We start from the raw sequence: 18,176 nt of genomic DNA, 5'->3' as shown, positions 1-18,176 counted from the left end.
ATAAAAAAATCTAAAAGAGTCGAGTAGAAGCGAATCTAGAAGAGAGTAATTCGCAGAAATTGAAATAAAAGACTAAATGACTCCTACAGCATCCAAAATAAAGCGGATAAGAATTAAATATTAGCGACTTATAACCTAAGAGAGCACATTTATTTAATTCTAAGAGGGTTTAATAAAGTATTCACAATTTAATTTTACAAAATTTAAGAATCAATGATGAATTCTGCCAAAATAAAATCAATTATACCTAGTATGCCGATAAGAATCCAGTAAATAGCTTCTCTCAAAAGCTCAATATAACAGAATCCGAGCGTATATCCGGCTAGACCAAGCATCTGGCGATAATTATGGTACAAACCACAAAAAATTCAACAAATACAACTTAAAAGATACTAATAAGTATAATAACGAAATATAAATTTGTTGAAAAATATAAATTTTCACATTTATATTAAATTTAGTGAATTAAACCGCTTGATAGTCAAATATATAGATAATATTACAAGATAACACTAAATATGCGACTGACAACGCATTTTCAAAGCAACTTAGTCGCTTAGAATTAAATATTCGAAACAAATAGCGAATCAAGTCAATATATTCAATCCATAAGGGCTTTATTTTAGAAAAATACGCTCTGAGAATGATATAAAAAGATACTCCATAACAATAATCCACAATATTCGAATCTCACTGATCTAAATTTGGACAATTCCTCCATCTAATGGATGTTGGGCTGCAAATATAGTAAGATTGTTTGTTCTACAATAAATTATTTGAAGAAATTATTTGCAATCCAAAATTATAAACAAGCTAATTTTAAAATTTCACTTAGATCGCAAAAAATTCACTATTTAAACGCATAGAATGCAATAAAAAGCACTGAAAACAGATTTTGTAAAAATATCCAATTTTAACCGGGTTTATTTTTAAACAATAACTTTGAGATTCTGTTTAAAATTCAATTACGCCAGAACCAAACGGATATTATAGCCAATCCGAATACAATAACGCGATCCAGGAATAAAAAATTTCAATAACCATTAAGGTTCAATTTTCATTTTGAAAAATTTGCTGATAAAATTATAAAGATTTCGTACTCCAATTTAAACTCGTTGAGAAGGCAATATTCTAATATTTCTAAAAAAAATAAGCAAATAAGCAATCCTAAAACGACTTAAAATCAAAATAATAAAATCAAGTAAATTACCTTTTTAAAGAAATTCTCAAAGCAAAGATTAGTAGCTATTAGAATTCAATAAAAGAATTTATCTGGTTGAAAACCAAAAATATTGAAATCTCATAGCACCAAAATGAGAATTAAACCATTCCTTCATCAATTTCTATCAGTTACAATTCAATAAAATTGAAATAAGATCCAATAAGGGAAAATATCCAAGTATAAAACGGTTTAAAACTAAATTTTTCCTGAAAAAAATATAAATAACGCGCTGAAACTACTTTAAATCCATATACAAAAAAAAATAAAATAAATATCCAATCCTAAAGCGCTTCAAAAGCCAATAGGAAATTAAAAAAATAATATAAACTCAATTAGAATTAAATATTTCAATAGGGGACTTTATAATTCCCAGATATCGAAATCTAACCGCCTCTAATCGAACTTGACAAAACTAAACAAAGATTTTCGAACGTATTCCACAATCTTTTTTTTCAATAAATACTAATTATTTAAAATAGAAAATCTCTTATTGTTTATTATGGTGTGGAAAAGTGGTATAAATTAGGTTATTTCAATTTTGATTTTAGGTTTTTAATGAGTTTTCAACAATTTTTCAACAGGATTTATCTATTAAAGAGCTGATTTTTAAAATTCTAATTTATCTTATTTTTTATTTTCCATATATTTTTGTTGAATAGTTTTTGTTTAGAAAATGTGGAAATCTATGGATTTTTGTGCGGAAAAATTTTAGAAATAAGGCTTCGAAATAGGGGATTTGTGAATTGTTAAATACTTTTCATTTTTATTTAACCTTTTATTTACACGTTTTCCACATTTTTCGTTAATTTGAATCGTCACTTTTGGGGATAGTTTGTGAATTTTAATTTATATGGCAGATAGAAAGGTAGATTTTTTGGTCATTGGATCAGGTATTGCTGGATTGAGCTTTGCTTTAAAGGCATCTAAATTCGGTAAAGTATTGATAGTCACTAAGTCCAATGAGGATGAGTCTAATACAAAATATGCGCAAGGGGGAGTGGCTGCCGTTGTGGATAAGTCAGATAGCTTTGAAAAGCATATCATTGATACTCAGATTGCTGGGGATGGTTTATGCGATGTTGAAATTGTGGAAAACGTAGTAAGAGAAGCACCGGAACGGATAGCAGAACTTATTTCATATGGGACATCATTTGACAAGGAGGAATCGGGCTTGTATGACCTGGCAAAAGAGGGGGGACATTCAGCTCATCGTATTTTACATTATAAAGATATAACTGGTTACGAAATAGAGCGTGCATTATTGGCTCAAGCACATAGTGATCCCAATATTGAAATTGTAACACATTACTTTGCCATTGATTTGATTACACAGCATCATCTGGGTGAGTACGTGCATAAAAATAGGGAAGACATTACCTGTTATGGAATTTACGCTTTTAATACCTCATCACATTTAGTAGATCAGATTTTGAGTAAGGTCACCGTGATGGCCTCTGGCGGAGCCGGTCATGTTTATTCAAGTACAACAAATCCAACTATCGCGACTGGAGATGGTATAGCGATGGTGTATCGGGCAAAAGGTAAGGTACGTAATATGGAGTTTATGCAATTTCACCCTACTTCTTTATATAATCCAAAGGATTCGCCTGCATTTTTGGTATCCGAAGCTGTACGTGGATTTGGGGGAATTTTAAGGAGGATCAATGGTGAATCTTTTATGGAGGAGTACGATGAACGTGCTTCCTTGGCACCAAGAGACATCGTTGCTAGAGCTATTGATGCCGAGATGAAGAAATCAGGTATAGATTATGTTTACCTCGATATTACGCATCGGGATAAACAGGATATTATCAAGCATTTTCCAAACATTTATGAAAAGTGCCTTTCGATCGGGCTGGATATGGCGAAGGATTTTATACCAGTTACACCGGCGGCGCATTACCTCTGCGGGGGTATCTATGTCGATGATTTTGGACGCAGTAGCCTTGTTAATTTATATGCTTGCGGTGAATGTTCTTCTACTGGACTACATGGTGCAAACAGATTGGCTTCTAATTCGCTTCTTGAAGCACTTGTTTATGCGCATCGTATTTTCTTAGACGCCACAAAGTCGATAGGATTGATTAACCATATTGTTGACGTTCCGGAATGGGATGATTCTAAAACTTCACTTTCAAATGAGGATATTTTAGTAAGTCATAATTTGCGCGAATGCCAAAAGATTATGAGTGACTATGTTGGTATTGTTCGTTCCGATTTTAGGCTGGAAAGAGCCCTTAAACGATTACATCTGTTATATGAGGAGACTGAAGAATTTTATCGAAATACCAGGCTTTCTGTTAAATTGTGTGAATTGCGTAATGTTATCCAAGTAGCTTATATTGTGACAAAATCAGCTATGTTGAGGAAAGAAAGTAGGGGATTGCATTATACAACTGACTACCCTAAACATTCGGAAGTACTACAGGACACAATTTTTTAAGGAATATGGCACTTATTTTACCTGTTTTGGATAAATCTCCATTGATAGCCGAAGAATGCTTCTTAGCACCTAATTCAACGATTGTAGGCGATGTAGAGATTGGGCATCACTGTTCGGTATGGTTTAACGCTGTAATACGTGGAGATGTCAATTATATTCGTATTGGTAATTATACGAATATTCAAGATGGTGCTGTTATACATTGTACCTATAAGAAATGCGGTACAACGATTGGAAATTATGTAAGTATAGGCCACCAGGCTATGGTACATGGATGTATTTTGGAAGACCATGTACTCATTGGTATGGGAGCTATCGTTATGGATAATGCTATTGTTGAATCGAATGTTATTGTAGCAGCTGGAGCAGTGGTGTTAGAAAACACCCGCTGTGAATCGGGATTTCTATATGCTGGGGTACCTGCGAAAAAGATAAAGACACTTTCTGAAGAGCAGAAAGATCTATTGCAGCAGCTACCACATAATTATGTTCTGTATAGCTCTTGGTTTTAGCTTAATCGAATTAGCAATATTTTAAATTATTATTTTAGAATGGCCTCACTTATTCTTTTTTGAGGCCATTCAATGAAAAGCTATCTTTTTGTTCCCAATTAGCACGTATCGTAAATACTTTATTTAGATATATTACAGGTTCCGGAAAGGTTTTCTTTTCGACATCTCCGGTATCCCATATTCCATTATCATTGTCGTCGCGAATTACACGTATGCTATACTTTCCTCCTGGATACTGTTTGTATACGACGGTCGGATTGTTCATGTTTATTTTGTCGACGCGGTAGACTTTATCTTTTTTCTCATTGATTAACTCTACCAGATATGTTGTATTGCTATCTAGATCTGTAAAATCAAATGTCAGATCCCCATAGTTTTCACTATCGTCATAAGTCAAATCCAGCTTTTTCTCTTTATTCTGCTCGCCAAAATAGCCTGTTATGGCGCCTTCTGTAAACTCAATTTGGTACTTTTTATCTTTTCTCCAATTATATCGAATATGGTAGATATTGCTATTCGCTGTATCAACGGCAAGTTGGTAATTGGTTCGGACCAATGAGTCTTCTTTGAATTTCAACTTGGTTTTATCGATATTCTTGATCGGTGTGAATGCAGATACCTGAAGGTGTGTAATCCGATCTACTCGCCCATTATTCGGGGTAAAAATAGGATCAATTGTCTGCTCTATTTTTACATTCCCTTTTCTAATTAGAATGGTGTCCAATGGCCTTTCATTTTCTGTCAGAACCAGCTTTAGGGAGTCTATTTTTAAATTTGGAATAAACAAAGTAGCGGAGTCTGATGTATTTGAAAAGCGTACTATTTTATCCTTGTTGTTTACTTCATCATTTAGGATATTGAGTTTGGGTTTGTCCACTCGCCTGTTAAAAATAAGAAGTATACTTCCATTTTTTTCAAATTTCTTCTCTTGCGTTCTAAACTTTTTTGGGGTTCCTTTGAATATCTCCAAATTGATATTGTTTAAGTCTCGCGCTAGCACGATAGAGTCTTTTAGGAAACCTATTTCTTCATCAGCGCCATTATAGATCCTATCATTGTTCTTTTCTTGAAGTGCGTAAATGCGATAGGTTCCTTCTCTCAAATTGTTTAGTTTGTAATTGCCTGCAGTGTCTGTTGTCGTAAATATATTCGCTTTCTTCTTCCCGAAAATGGAATCTTGGCTAGTGGGGATCAATAAGACTTTAACATCTTTTTGGACCTCTTTGGTCACTGCGCTTTTTACATTACCGGATATACTGAGCGAATCTATTTTGTCTCCTGTTGCGAATACATAAGCATAATTGACCAGTGCATTTCCTGCGTTATAATCGACTAGTCCTTTACCGAAATATATGCTGTAAGTTGTATTTTTTTCGAGAGAATCAGGTAAGGTAATTTCTAGATTTTTTTTCTTGACCTTGAATTCTGGGTTACTCCCCATGTCTGGCGTAATACTGAATTCTTTTTGCTGATTTGCTAGTTTGATATACTCGTCGAAAGTGATAACTATTTTTTTTGCTGTAAAATTCTTCGAAAAATTCGTAGGGCTTTCCAATAGTATTTTCGGGGGAATGGAATCTTTTGGGCCCCCCGTAGGCTGTTGTATGCTCGCACATTGTATGGACAAGCCAATAAGCATAATAAACATGCTTAAAATAAGTAATCTTGTTTTTAAGCTACTTTTTAGCCTTTTTGAACCACTTTTATTTTCTTTTAAAGAAGTTGTCATAAAAAATAGAATATTGTCTTAAATCGCTTATTTTAAGCTATGTAATATTTTATATATAAGTATTTGTATATCAGTTTTTTAACTCATGTGTACCATCAATACAGTGATATCGGAGGGTGAAACACCCGAGATTCTTGAGGCTTGTCCCAGTGTACGTGGTTTTACCTTTGATAGCTTTTGTCTTGCCTCAATGGATAATGACGTTAGCAAGCTGTAGTCGAAATCAGGGTTTATTTCTCTATCTTCCATCTTCTTCATACGATTAACTATTTCCATTTCTTTATCGAAATAGCTTTCATATTTGAGATTGATCTCTGCTTGTTCGATGGTGTCGTTATCAAATTGGGATACATAGTGTGCAAAGCCTTCATCTCCTTTCAGAATATCTTGGATACCAACTTGTGGTCTTGCAAGTACATTACTCAACCTTGTTTTCTGAGGAAGAGCGCTCGAGCCAACTTCTGCTAACACTGCATTCATCTTTTCGACATTGGTTGAATTTTGTTTTAGATACTCAATTATTTTAGTTGAGTTATCAATTTTGTCTTGCACTTTTTTGAGTCTTTCTTCTCCTACTAATCCCAATTTATAAGCTAATGGGGTTAGGCGAATATCAGCATTGTCCTGGCGCAAAAGTAGACGATGTTCTGCTCTTGATGTAAACATACGGTATGGCTCTTCAGTTCCTTTTGTTACGAGATCATCGACCAATACACCTATATAAGATTCGGATCGTTTTAGAATAAGTTCCTTATCATCGTTGATCCGTTGATGCGCATTTATCCCGGCTAGGAAACCTTGAGCGGCGGCCTCTTCATAGCCAGTAGTCCCATTGATTTGTCCTGCAAAAAATAGATGTTTCACCAATTGGGTTTCTAGGGTTAGATCCAATTGCATTGGTGGAAAGTAGTCGTATTCTATGGCATAACCTGGTCGGTACATCTTTGCATTTTCAAAACCAGGGATTAATTGCAGAGCTTTTAATTGTACATCTTCCGGCAATGAAGTCGAGAATCCATTAACATAGATTTCTACGGTTTTAAAACCTTCGGGCTCCACGAATATCTGATGTCTTTCACGCTCGGCAAAACGATTTATTTTATCTTCTATAGAAGGGCAATAACGGGGACCCAATCCTTTGATACGTCCCGTAAACATGGGTGATTTTTCAAACCCAGTACGAAGCATTTCGTGAACTTTATCGTTTGTGTAGGTAATCCAACAACAGCGTTGTTCGGTAGGTATTTCTACATCTGTATAAGAAAACCGCCCTCTTTTTTCGTCGCCCCACTGTTCTTCCATTAATGCATAGTTGAGGCTTCTCCCATCTATGCGTGGTGGAGTTCCTGTCTTCATTCTTCCTGATTCGAAACCAAGGGAAACAAGTTGTTCGGTTAAACCTGTGGCTGCCTTCTCTCCTGTTCTACCTCCTCCAAATTTCTTATCGCCAATGTGAATTACACCATTTAGAAAAGTTCCATTGGTCAGTACCACAGCGTCCGATTCTATTTCTATTCCCATCGAAGTGATGACACCGCAAGCTTTTCCATTTTTGACGATAACTTCTTTTACGGTATCTTGCCACATATCTAAATTTGGAAGAGACTCCAATTGTAACCTCCATTCTTCAGCAAAACGCATTCGGTCATTTTGTGTACGTGGACTCCACATAGCTGGACCTTTCGAAAGATTGAGCATTCGGAATTGAATGGTTGATTTATCTGCTATGATACCAGTATATCCGCCCATAGCATCAATTTCTCTTACAATTTGTCCTTTTGCTACACCACCGATAGCGGGGTTACAACTCATTTGGGCTATTACTCCCATATTCATTGTGATGAGTAAAGTGGACGAACCTAAGTTAGCTGCTGCCGCTGCTGCCTCACATCCGGCATGCCCCGCACCAACGACAATTACATTATATTTTTTAAACATTTTTCTATTCTTGTTCCACGTGAAACGTGGTGTTTTTATTTCTTTGTAAATTTACGTTTTCTTGTGTTCCACGTGAAACCTCTGGTGAAATTTTACATAAAATCAGCAAGATATAACCATCTTTCGGATTTATCGTCTATCTGTTTTTGGATAGATTGAATTTCTTCCGCTAAGGAAGAAAGTTTTAGATGATCTGTTACCTGGTTTAGTTCCTCCGTTTTTAACGCTACTTGTGTTTCCAGTTTTTCGATTTCTTCTTCTAGTTTGTTATATTCCAATTGTTCCTTGTACGAGAGTTTTTTCTTTTCCTCTTTTACAATTGGCTTTACCTGTTCTTGGGTTATCTTTTTTTGTTTTTCCTTTTCTAATTTTTGGATTTCTTCCTGTTCAAGTTTAAAGTCGGCATAATTTCCATTGTATATCTGCACGATCCCCTTTCCTTCAAAAATGAAAAGTTGATCCGTTAATTTATCTAATAGATACCTGTCGTGTGATACTAATATGAGTACTCCTTTGTAGTTGTCAAGAAAATCTTCCAGCACGTTTAATGTATCAATGTCCAAATCATTGGATGGTTCATCCAGGATTAAGAAATTTGGATTCTTCATTAAAACACGCATTAATTGAAGTCTTTTTTTCTCCCCTCCACTTAATTTGTTAACGAAACCAAATTGTTTTTCAGGTGGAAATAAAAAGTGGGTTAGCAGCTGTGAAGCTGTGATTACTTCCCCATTTGCCATTTCAATATAGTCTGCTATATTTTTTACAACATCTAATACTCGATCGTTTTCATTTACTTCCAAACCTCCCTGTTTATAGTAGCCATATACTGTGGTTTCCCCTACTGCTATAGACCCTGTATCAGGTTTTTCTTCTCCCGTGATTAAATTAAGAAAGGTTGATTTTCCAGTACCATTTTTTCCAGCTAGACCAATACGATCACCTTTTTTAAAGGTGTATGAAAAATCATGTATGATTTCCTTTGCTCCATAACGTTTGGCAACATGTTCTAGTTCGAGTATTTTTGAGCCCTGTCTGCTTACTTTTACACTGAGTTGTACCGAGTCGTTTCCTTTAATTGCTTTAGATTTTTCTTCCAAGTCATAGTATGCTTCAATACGTGATTTGGATTTGGTACCACGTGCCTGTGGTTGACGACGCATCCACTCCAATTCACGGCGAAGTAGATTTCTGCTTTTCTCAACCATAACCGCATCAATAGTTTCGCGTTCGGACTTCTTTTCTAGAAAATAAGAATAGTTACCTTTATAGGTAAAGAGATTGCCCCTATCCAGCTCTCGAATCTCAGTACAGATATTATCCAAGAAGTAGCGATCGTGTGTTACTAAAAGAACGGTTTTGCTACCTGTTGTTAGTAGTTTTTCAAGCCATTCAATAGTCTCTATATCCAAATGGTTGGTGGGTTCATCTAATATATAAATATCCGGTTCGTCTATCAAAAGCTTGGCTAGGGCAAGGCGTTTTCGTTGGCCTCCTGATAAACTTTTGATATCTTGATGGAAATCCATAATGTTTAAACGATTAAGAATCGTCTTAATATTATGCTCATATTCCCAAGCATTCAATGAACTTATTTTTTCTGTAAGATCTTCTAATTTTTTCTGATCGATATCAGTTTCCAATAACAGCTCCTCGTACTCACGGATAAGACGTTGTTGATCGTTGTCTGTACTATAAATAAAATCGTTGATTGATTTTAATCCTGTGAAATCAGGATCCTGTTCTAAGAAACCAATTTTTATACCTTTTTCTTTTACAACTTTTCCTGAGGTTGGTAAGATTCGCTCTGCTAAAATAGCGAGTAAGGTTGATTTACCTGTGCCATTGATTCCGACCAAGGCCACACGTTCTCCCTTCTGGAGACCGAAATGTAAATCTTTAAAAAGCCATCGATCATGGAAGGAATGGCTTACTTGTTCTGTAGCTAAAATACTCACGTTATATCACCCTAAATTATATTCAGTCAATTTACACGCCAAAACACTACCAGGAGGTTTCTTCTCTAGGTAGTTTATATCGTGTTGATAATCAATACTTTATTTATATATCTATTGATTATCAGTTATTTATATATTGAATCAATAATCGTTTTGATTGTTGACTAATTTAATCTATCGGGTGGCATACGATCAAATGCTAGCATTTACCATCGGGTAAAATTAGTATATCCCGAGGTTGGCATGTTCATTTGGAATGCTCGCAAAAATAAAGAAATAGTTTCTTATTCGATGCGAAAAAAGCTTCGTTATTTGATTAATTGGCAATAATGATACTGCCTTGATAAAATTAATTCAATGCGTAATCAGCTATCAGATTGAAACGTGGTATTTCAACTTGAAAGCTGCCGTTGTCCAGTGTTCGGATCATATTGTAATATCCTTCCATGAATCCGAATTCGCTATTGAGATTGCAACCTGAGGTATACTGATGAGTCTGGCCAGGTTCTATAATAGGTTGTTCGCCTACTACCCCTTCTCCAGATACCTCCCTATAGTCTCCTTTTGCGTCAAAGATTTTCCAATAGCGACTTATCAATTGAACCGTGTAATCGCTGAGATTTTCTATGCTGATATGATAAGCAAACATGAAATGTTCACGGTCCGGATTCGAATACTCTGATTGATAGATGGTTTCAACCGAGATTTTTACGCCTTCTGTAATTTGTGTGATCATTTGAATGATGTTTATTGTTGCAATGAATATTTACGCTAAAATACTAATAATGAGTTTAAAAATCGAAATTATAATCATTTTAAAAGGTTAAATAATGCTAAGTTTAAAATTAGTATAGCCAAATGGACCTTAATTAGTAGGTTTGTATTATGGCAAATGGTATCTTATATTTAATTCCTGTTCCATTGAGTGATGACGCAGCTTTCCAATCGTTTACTGCATATTTAGTGGAAACAATCAATTCATTGGACGAGTATATTGTAGAAAATGAAAAAACGGCTCGTAAGTTTTTAAAACTTGCAGGTTTAAAGATTCCGCAGAGCGAACTAAAAATTCATGATTATGGAAAACATGCGCGGGATAAGGGAAATATAAACGACTTTTTTGGAGGCTTGAAACAGGGCAAAAATGTTGGTTTAATGTCTGAGGCAGGATGTCCTGGTGTTGCTGACCCTGGAGCTTCTATTGTAGCACGGGCACATCAATTGGGTATTAAAGTAGTTCCTCTTGTTGGACCAAGCTCTATTTTACTAGCGCTTATGGCTTCTGGATTTAGCGGTCAGAAATTTGCTTTTCATGGGTATTTACCTATCGATAAAATTGATAGATCTAAGGAAATTAAAAATCTCGAACAACAATCAGCACGCGAAAAGCAGACTCAGATTTTTATTGAAACTCCATTTAGAAATAATCAGCTTTTGGCTGATCTACTAAAAATATGTAAACCTTCCAGCTTACTCTGTGTTGCATCAAATGTAACTGCGGCCGATGAAAATATCCAAAGTTTGACGATTGGTGAGTGGAGAAAACGATCGTATGATTATCATAAAAAGCCTACTATTTTTTTACTTTATGCATGATGTTTTTATAGCTCCCCCCTACCCTATCTTCCTTGATGAAGTTTAGTTGAGAAGCTAAAAGCTGTTTTTATTCGATTGAATCATGTTTTATTAAAGTGAGTGAGTAGTCACATCTAATTTTTAAATAAAAATGTAAACTGGCTTATCTATACAGTTTCTGAACAGATTTTGTGAAGTGTCGAGGATGTTTTAATATATAACACAATGAATTACTGTAAATTACTGTTTATTATATTTTTCTTTTCATTAGTTGGATTCGGTAAAGATGTTTCTGCGCAGTCTTCTACGTATGTGATCGTCCATGGAGCTTGGGGTGGTGCTTGGCAGTTTAAAAATACTGCAGTTGAGTTAGCGAAGAAAGGAAATGCGGTTTACCGCCCTACACTAACAGGCTTGGGCGAGCGTTATCATTTAGCAGATACCTCTATTCGATTGCAAACTCACGTTAATGATGTTGTGAATACGATCCTGTTTGAGGATCTTCATGATATTATACTGGTGGGACATAGTTATGGTGGTATGGTAATTACGGCTGTGGCCGACAGTCTTCCGGATAGAATACGTAAATTGGTTTACTTGGATGCTATACTTCCGGAGGATCAACAATCTGTAATAAACTTAATGGGGAAATCTACTGCAGCAAATGGACTGCTAAGATTAGAAAAGGATGGTTATATTTTTCCTTTCTGGGTGAAGGACGTTAAGAGGTTTCCTAGAGATGTCCCCCACCCGCTAAAAACAATGACAGATAAGATTAATTTAAAAAATCCGAAACGACTTAAGATCCCAAGTACATACATTTTGACTTATATGGATGATACAGCAATTGAAGAAGATGATTTTTACCCGTTTTATAAGAAGGCTAAAACCATGGGTTTTAAAACAATTGAATTTGTTGGAGATCATAATCCACAAATAAAAAAGTTGAAAGAATTAGTAGATTTGTTGGAACAGGAATAATAAATAAGCAATAAATAGTTCAATGACGCAAGAGGAATTAATAAAAGAGTTAAGTAAGCCTGAAGTAATTTATACCGCTATGGGTATTGTGGCTATACGTATTATTGTATGGCTTTTATTTGCAAATACAATTCGAAAGACCTTAAAATTGGTCGCTAAAGAAAATAGATTAATGACGCCTAACCAATCCTGGTTAGCTGCCATTCCGCTGGTTAATATTTATTGGAATTTTCAGGTTGCTTCGCGTCTAAGGGATTCTTTGATCAATGAATTTTATGATCGGAAAATAGCTGTGGAAGAAAACCCTACGTTTAGGAAAGGATCGCTATATGCATGGATTTACTTGGCCACAAATATTCCACTCCCACTTTCCATTTCCGGTGTACTGATCATTATGCATTTTGTGACCTTGGCTAATTATTGGTTTGAAATTAACGCGAATAGAAGAATTTTGGAAGAACATAATAAATTTAGAGAAAAGGAGGTAATTGTAGACCATGAAAATTAAAGAAGTCATTGATTATTTGGAGCAATTGGCTCCTTTAGATTTGCAGGAGTCTTATGATAATGCTGGGCTTATTGTGGGCGACGCCAATAGAGAGATTACAAAAGTGCTCATTTCTTTGGACTGCACAGAAGCTGTTGTAAAAGAGGCCATTGATAAAGGATGTAATTTAATTATTTCGCATCATCCTATTGTTTTTAAGGGCCTAAAAAAATTTAATGGAAAAAATTATGTGGAGCGTACGGTTATTAAAGCAATTGAACATAAAGTTGCATTATATGCCATTCATACAAATCTCGACAATGTTACCGGTGGAGTGAACACGAAAATTGCCGATAAATTGGGATTAGAAAATCAGGCTATACTGGAATCTAAAACAGATGTATTGCGAAAAATGGTCGTTTTTGTACCAAGGAGTCATGTTGAAGATGTCCGACAGGCATTGTTTGATGCGGGTGCAGGTAAAATCGGAAAACACTATGATCAATGTAGTTTTAATACGGCAGGTTATGGTAGTTTTAGACCTTTAAAAGGGGCCGATCCTACCATTGGAGAGATTGATGTTCAAGAGCGTGTAGAGGAAACACGAATTGAGGTTATCTACCTGAAATCTAATGAAAGGAAGTTACTTTTAGCACTCTATGAAGCTCATCCCTATGAGGAAGTAGCTTATGATTTGTTTGATATTCAAAATACGGCCACTGAAATTGGTGCTGGAATGATTGGAAATTTGGCTGAACCAATGGCTGAATTGGAATTTTTAGCTTATCTTAAGGACAAACTGAGGTTGAATGTCATTCGTCATACAGCCTTATTAGATAAAAAAGTTAGTCGTGTAGCTGTCTGTGGTGGCTCGGGTGGATTTTTACTTGGTGCAGCCAAACGTTCTGGCGCTGATTTTTTTGTTACAGCAGACTATAAATATCATGAATTTTTTGATGCTGAAGGTGAAATAGTGATTGCAGATACGGGACATTTTGAGAGCGAACAATTTACGCAAGAATTATTGTACGACATTATTACGAAAAAATTTCCTAACTTTGCAACCTTAACAACAGAAATAGATACAAATCCTATAAAATACTACAGTTGATGGAACAAACCGTAGAACAAAAATTGAAAGCATTATGGCTTTTACAAGCCATACATACTAAAATAGACAAAATTCGCCAAGTTCGTGGTGAATTGCCTATGGAAGTTGCAGATCTTGAAGATGAGATTGCGGGTTTAGAAACTCGTATTGAGAAGATCAGAATAGACTTAGACGATTTAGAAGATTCGATCGTTAAGCGTAAAAACATGATTAAGGATGCCCAAGCTGCTATCAAAAAATATGAGTCGCAGTTAAATGAGGTAAAAAATAATCGTGAATACGACGCTATTTCGAAAGAAATCGAAATTCAAGGTCTTGAGATTCAGGTTTGTGAAAAAAGAATTAAAGAAGCAGAATTCGAAATTCGCAACAAGACAGAAAACTACGATACTACTGTAGGTAATCTTGAGTATAGCAAAAACGAGCTTGAGGGAAAAAAGAAAGAATTGGAAACAATTACTTCTGAAACTCAAAAGGAAGAAGATGCATTATTGGCTAAAGCTGCTGAGGCTGAAGCTAACATCGAAGAACGTTTGGTAAAGGTATATTACCGTTTACGTAACTCGTTCAAAAACGGACTTGCTGTTGTTTCGATTGATCGCGATAGCTGTTCAGGATGTCATAATAAGATTCCTGCTCAAATGCAATCAGAAATACGTCAACGTAAGAAAATCATCATTTGTGAGCACTGTGGTCGCGTTTTGGTCGATGAAGGAATTGTGTTAGAAATCGAACAAGAGTACGGTTTCTAATCTTCAATAGCTAAAGAAAAGTCCTGCTGAAAGCGGGACTTTTTTTTTGTCATATTTTTTATGCAACTTTGTGGATATACTAACTAGGTCCACTTTACAAAAGTGTAGTTTTGTGTGTGGTAAATTTAACCGTTAAACGTTTATGAATAAAACTCATTTCAAGTTATTTGCTGCCTTTTTGCTCGGGACATCCTTTCTGCAAACAAAAGCGCAAGAAACCCTATTACTTCGAAACCCAAGTATCAGCGCCAACAATATCGCTTTTGTGTATGGTGGAGATATTTGGATTGCCGACAAAAACGGAGCTAATCCGAGACGCCTTACAACAAATCCAGGGGTGGAACAGAATCCAATGTTTTCTCCAGACGGCAAGAAAGTAGCATTCACAGGAAATTATGATGGAAATACAGACGTATATGTAATCCCTTTAACGGGTGGAGAGCCAAAACGTATCACTTATCATCCCTCTTCGGACGTATTGCGCGGATGGCTCAATAATGATGAAGTATATTATACTACATCTCGTGATTTCACCTATGCTTTAAGTCCACGATTATACAGTTCCAATATTCAAATGTCGGGAATGGACAAGGCGCTCATTATGCCTGAGGCTACTCAGGGAAGCCCTTCTGCCGATGGTCGTTATTGGGCTTACATCAAGAATACTGACCCTACTGAAAGAGATCGAGTAGCCTTTAAGCGTTACCGGGGTGGTGGTATGCCAACCATTTGGATCTTTGATACCAAAACAAAAGAAATCGAGACTATTCCGAATGTTAAAAGTAATGATGTTAAGCCATTATGGTTGGGAACGAAGGTTTATTTCCTATCTGACCGCGATAAAATTGTCAATATTTTTAGCTACGACACCAAAACTAAAAAGGTTGAAAAACTAACAGATTTCAAAGATTATGATGTACGTTCCTTGAATGGGAATGGTAACGACTTGATTTTTGAATATGCTGGAGTATTGAATACACTGAATCTAAACGGAAATAAAATTACTCCTTTGCACATCACTGTGAATACAGATGTCATGTACAAAAGACCTTATTATAAAGATATCAAGGACGATATACGTTATGCTACATTATCTCCTACGGGTCAGCGCGCGTTATTTGAAGCACGTGGGGAGATCTTTACGGTACCAAAGGAAAAAGGAGAAGCTCGAAATTTATCTAATTCACCAGGTTCGCATGAACGTTTTCCAGATTGGTCTCCTAATGGTAAATGGGTTTCATATATCTCAGATAAAAATGGATCCTATCAGTTGGTACTGATGGATCAGTTCGGAAAAGATCAGCCCTTATACTTTAATTTAGGGGAAACCAATTTCTATTTTGAACCTACTTGGTCACCAGATTCAAAGAAGCTTTTTTACAATGATGCGCATCTTAATCTGTATTATATTGATATTGCTTCCAAGACTGTTGTCAAAGTTGCCGACGACAAATTAAGTGGTCAAACCGGGCGTGTATCCAATCATTTCCAACCAAGTTGGTCTCCAGATTCAAAATGGATATCCTTTATACGTACACTGGAAAACGGTGCACCTGCTGTGTTCATGTATAACTTAGATACAAAGAAAACTCAGCAAATTACGGATGGTATGAGCTCTGCCCGCAGTACAGCATTTTCGCAAGATGGTAAATATTTATTTTTCACGGCGAGTACAAATACAGGTTTAACAAATTCTGGTTTACATATGTCCGCTGTACAGCGTAATGTAGATTATGCAGTCTATGCTTTTATCCTGTCGAGCAAAACACCATCATTCTTTAAAAACGATAGTGATGATGAGCAAATCCGTGAAGATAAAGCTGATAAAAAGGAAGAGGGAGAGAATAATAAAAAAGAACGTGTAAAAGAGAATGATAAAAAAGCTCCGAAAAAGGATAAGAAGGAAGAGTCAGTTGCAAGCAAGCCGGTTGACAAATCTATTCAGGTAGACTTTGATCGTATAGAGAATCGAATTGTTGCCCTCCCTTTGCCAGCCGGTCCTTACTGGAATTTAAATGGTTTGGTTCCGAATCAATTGACTTATCAACGTAGAGGAACAATCGGTGCATATGATTTTAAGGATCTTGAAAATAAAACTTTAGTGGAGAATGCACGTAGTTTTGTTATTAGTGCTGATGGTAAAAAAATGTTATATCAAACGGGAAATGGGTTCAATATTGTAACAGCTGGGCAAAAAGTAGCCTCTCCTACTGCAGGAGAAGTCAAGTTAGGTGGAATTCAGCAATTGGTGGATCCCGCAGCCGAATGGAAACAGGTATTCAATGAAGTTTGGTCAATGCAAAAAGACTATTTCTATGTAGAAAATATGCATGGTGCTGACTGGAAAGCGATGAAAACCAAATATGAAAAATTCTTACCTTTTGTAAACCATCGTTCTGATCTTGGTTATTTATTGAACGAAATGATGGGAGAAATGGTCGTGGGACACAATTATATCTATCCAGGAGATCAACCTTCCACGCCATCAGTTTCAGTTGGTGTGTTGGGAGCAGATTATACGCTAAAGAATGGTTATTATCAGATCGCCAAATTGTTTACGCGTCTTGAATGGAATCCATCGTTCAAAGCCCCATTGGCTGAACCGGGATTAAACATAAAAGAAGGAGATTATATTGTTGCAGTTAATGGTACTGAATTGACTGAAGATAAGGATATTTATAGTCTATTCGACAACACTGTTGGTAAACAAGTTACGTTGAAGGTCAATTCAAAACCTTCTTTGGTAGGCGCACGAGAAGTAATCGTTAAACCGATCTCGTTTAGTGATGAAATGAACTTGCGTAACATGGAATGGGTCGAAAGGAACCGTAAAAAAGTAAATGAATTGAGCAATGGGCAAATAGCTTATGTGTACATGCCGAATACCGGTCCTGAAGGGTATACCTATTTCAATCGGTATTACTTCGCTCAGATGGATAAAAAGGCTCTTCTAATGGACGAAAGGAACAACGGTGGTGGTTGGGTTGCCGATTACGTGATTGATCTCTTATCTCGCGAGTTAATCGCTGGCTGGGGAATTCGTGATGGAAAAGGATTTACGACTCCAGGAAATGGCATTTATGGACCAAAAGCCATGATTATTAATGAAAATGCAGGCTCGGGTGGGGATATGATGCCTTATATGTTCCGTTTTAAAGGACTTGGTAAATTGGTCGGTCGTACAACAATGGGGATTTTGGTTGGCATAAGCGGTTACCCTCCTTTGTTGGATGGAGGCCGTATTACTTCACCAAACTTCGGTGTTTATGACCTAAAAGGAAATTGGATTATCGAAAATGAAGGGGTCGCTCCTGATGTATTTATCGAACAATTACCAAAAGATCTTTTGGAAGGCCGAGATCCACAGCTTGAAAGAACGGTGAAAATATTGTTGGAAGAAATGAAAACATATCCGTATAAAAATCTGCAGAAACCTGCAGACCCAATTCGAGTGAATTAGGATAATCT

General features: G+C 36.1%; 12 protein-coding genes. 8 read left to right on the top strand and 4 right to left on the bottom strand.

Features of this window, described 5'->3' with window-relative positions:
* Positions 1-2,072: 2,072 nt before the first annotated feature.
* Both nadB and B4N43_RS15610 read left to right on the top strand, forming a co-directional pair.
* Positions 2,073-3,665, top strand: coding sequence for an L-aspartate oxidase (gene nadB, locus B4N43_RS15615; RefSeq protein WP_286735535.1), 1,593 nt, complete (start codon positions 2,073-2,075; stop codon positions 3,663-3,665).
* Positions 3,666-3,670: 5 nt separating this feature from the next.
* On the top strand, positions 3,671-4,177 hold the full coding sequence (locus tag B4N43_RS15610; protein ID WP_286735534.1) for a gamma carbonic anhydrase family protein: 507 nt from the start codon (positions 3,671-3,673) through the stop codon (positions 4,175-4,177).
* Positions 4,178-4,226: 49 nt separating this feature from the next.
* Here B4N43_RS15610 and B4N43_RS15605 read toward each other — a convergent pair whose 3' ends face one another.
* The 4 genes from B4N43_RS15605 to apaG form a co-directional block, all read right to left on the bottom strand.
* Entirely contained in the window at positions 4,227-5,906 is a 1,680-nt protein-coding gene (locus B4N43_RS15605; RefSeq protein WP_286735533.1) for an Ig-like domain-containing protein, read from the bottom strand.
* Between the two features lie 78 nt (positions 5,907-5,984).
* On the bottom strand, positions 5,985-7,844 hold the full coding sequence (gene mnmG, locus B4N43_RS15600) for a tRNA uridine-5-carboxymethylaminomethyl(34) synthesis enzyme MnmG (protein WP_286735532.1): 1,860 nt from the start codon (positions 7,842-7,844) through the stop codon (positions 5,985-5,987).
* Between the two features lie 92 nt (positions 7,845-7,936).
* A complete protein-coding gene (locus B4N43_RS15595; protein WP_286735531.1) occupies positions 7,937-9,802 on the bottom strand; it encodes an ABC-F family ATP-binding cassette domain-containing protein in 1,866 nt (621 codons plus the stop codon).
* 349 nt (positions 9,803-10,151) lie between these two features.
* Positions 10,152-10,538 carry a Co2+/Mg2+ efflux protein ApaG gene (gene apaG, locus B4N43_RS15590; protein ID WP_046673176.1) on the bottom strand — a complete coding sequence of 129 codons (387 nt, stop codon included), beginning with the start codon at positions 10,536-10,538 and terminating at the stop codon, positions 10,152-10,154.
* A 149-nt stretch (positions 10,539-10,687) separates the two neighbouring features.
* Between apaG and B4N43_RS15585 the strand changes: the two genes are divergently transcribed.
* The 6 genes from B4N43_RS15585 (at position 10,688) to B4N43_RS15560 (ending at position 18,168) form a co-directional block, all read left to right on the top strand.
* Positions 10,688-11,398 carry an SAM-dependent methyltransferase gene (locus tag B4N43_RS15585; protein WP_286735530.1) on the top strand — a complete coding sequence of 237 codons (711 nt, stop codon included), beginning with the start codon at positions 10,688-10,690 and terminating at the stop codon, positions 11,396-11,398.
* A 204-nt stretch (positions 11,399-11,602) separates the two neighbouring features.
* The gene (locus B4N43_RS15580) at positions 11,603-12,358 is read left to right on the top strand and encodes an alpha/beta hydrolase (RefSeq protein WP_145328256.1); all 756 of its coding nucleotides are present in this window, start codon (positions 11,603-11,605) and stop codon (positions 12,356-12,358) included.
* Positions 12,359-12,380: 22 nt separating this feature from the next.
* Positions 12,381-12,866, top strand: coding sequence for a hypothetical protein (locus tag B4N43_RS15575; RefSeq protein WP_153847935.1), 486 nt, complete (start codon positions 12,381-12,383; stop codon positions 12,864-12,866).
* On the top strand, positions 12,856-13,956 hold the full coding sequence (locus B4N43_RS15570) for a Nif3-like dinuclear metal center hexameric protein (RefSeq protein WP_088163391.1): 1,101 nt from the start codon (positions 12,856-12,858) through the stop codon (positions 13,954-13,956). The genes B4N43_RS15575 and B4N43_RS15570 overlap by 11 nt, the downstream gene beginning before the upstream one ends.
* Entirely contained in the window at positions 13,956-14,708 is a 753-nt protein-coding gene (locus tag B4N43_RS15565; RefSeq protein ID WP_046673181.1) for a zinc ribbon domain-containing protein, read from the top strand. The genes B4N43_RS15570 and B4N43_RS15565 overlap by 1 nt, the downstream gene beginning before the upstream one ends.
* Before the next feature lie 142 nt (positions 14,709-14,850).
* Positions 14,851-18,168 carry a S41 family peptidase gene (locus B4N43_RS15560; RefSeq protein WP_286735529.1) on the top strand — a complete coding sequence of 1,106 codons (3,318 nt, stop codon included), beginning with the start codon at positions 14,851-14,853 and terminating at the stop codon, positions 18,166-18,168.
* The last annotated feature ends 8 nt before the right edge of the window (positions 18,169-18,176 follow it).

This window comes from Sphingobacterium sp. UBA1897 (assembly GCF_002337775.1).
GTDB lineage: Bacteria > Bacteroidota > Bacteroidia > Sphingobacteriales > Sphingobacteriaceae > Sphingobacterium > Sphingobacterium siyangense.
This window is presented reverse-complemented; position numbering and strand designations above follow the sequence as displayed.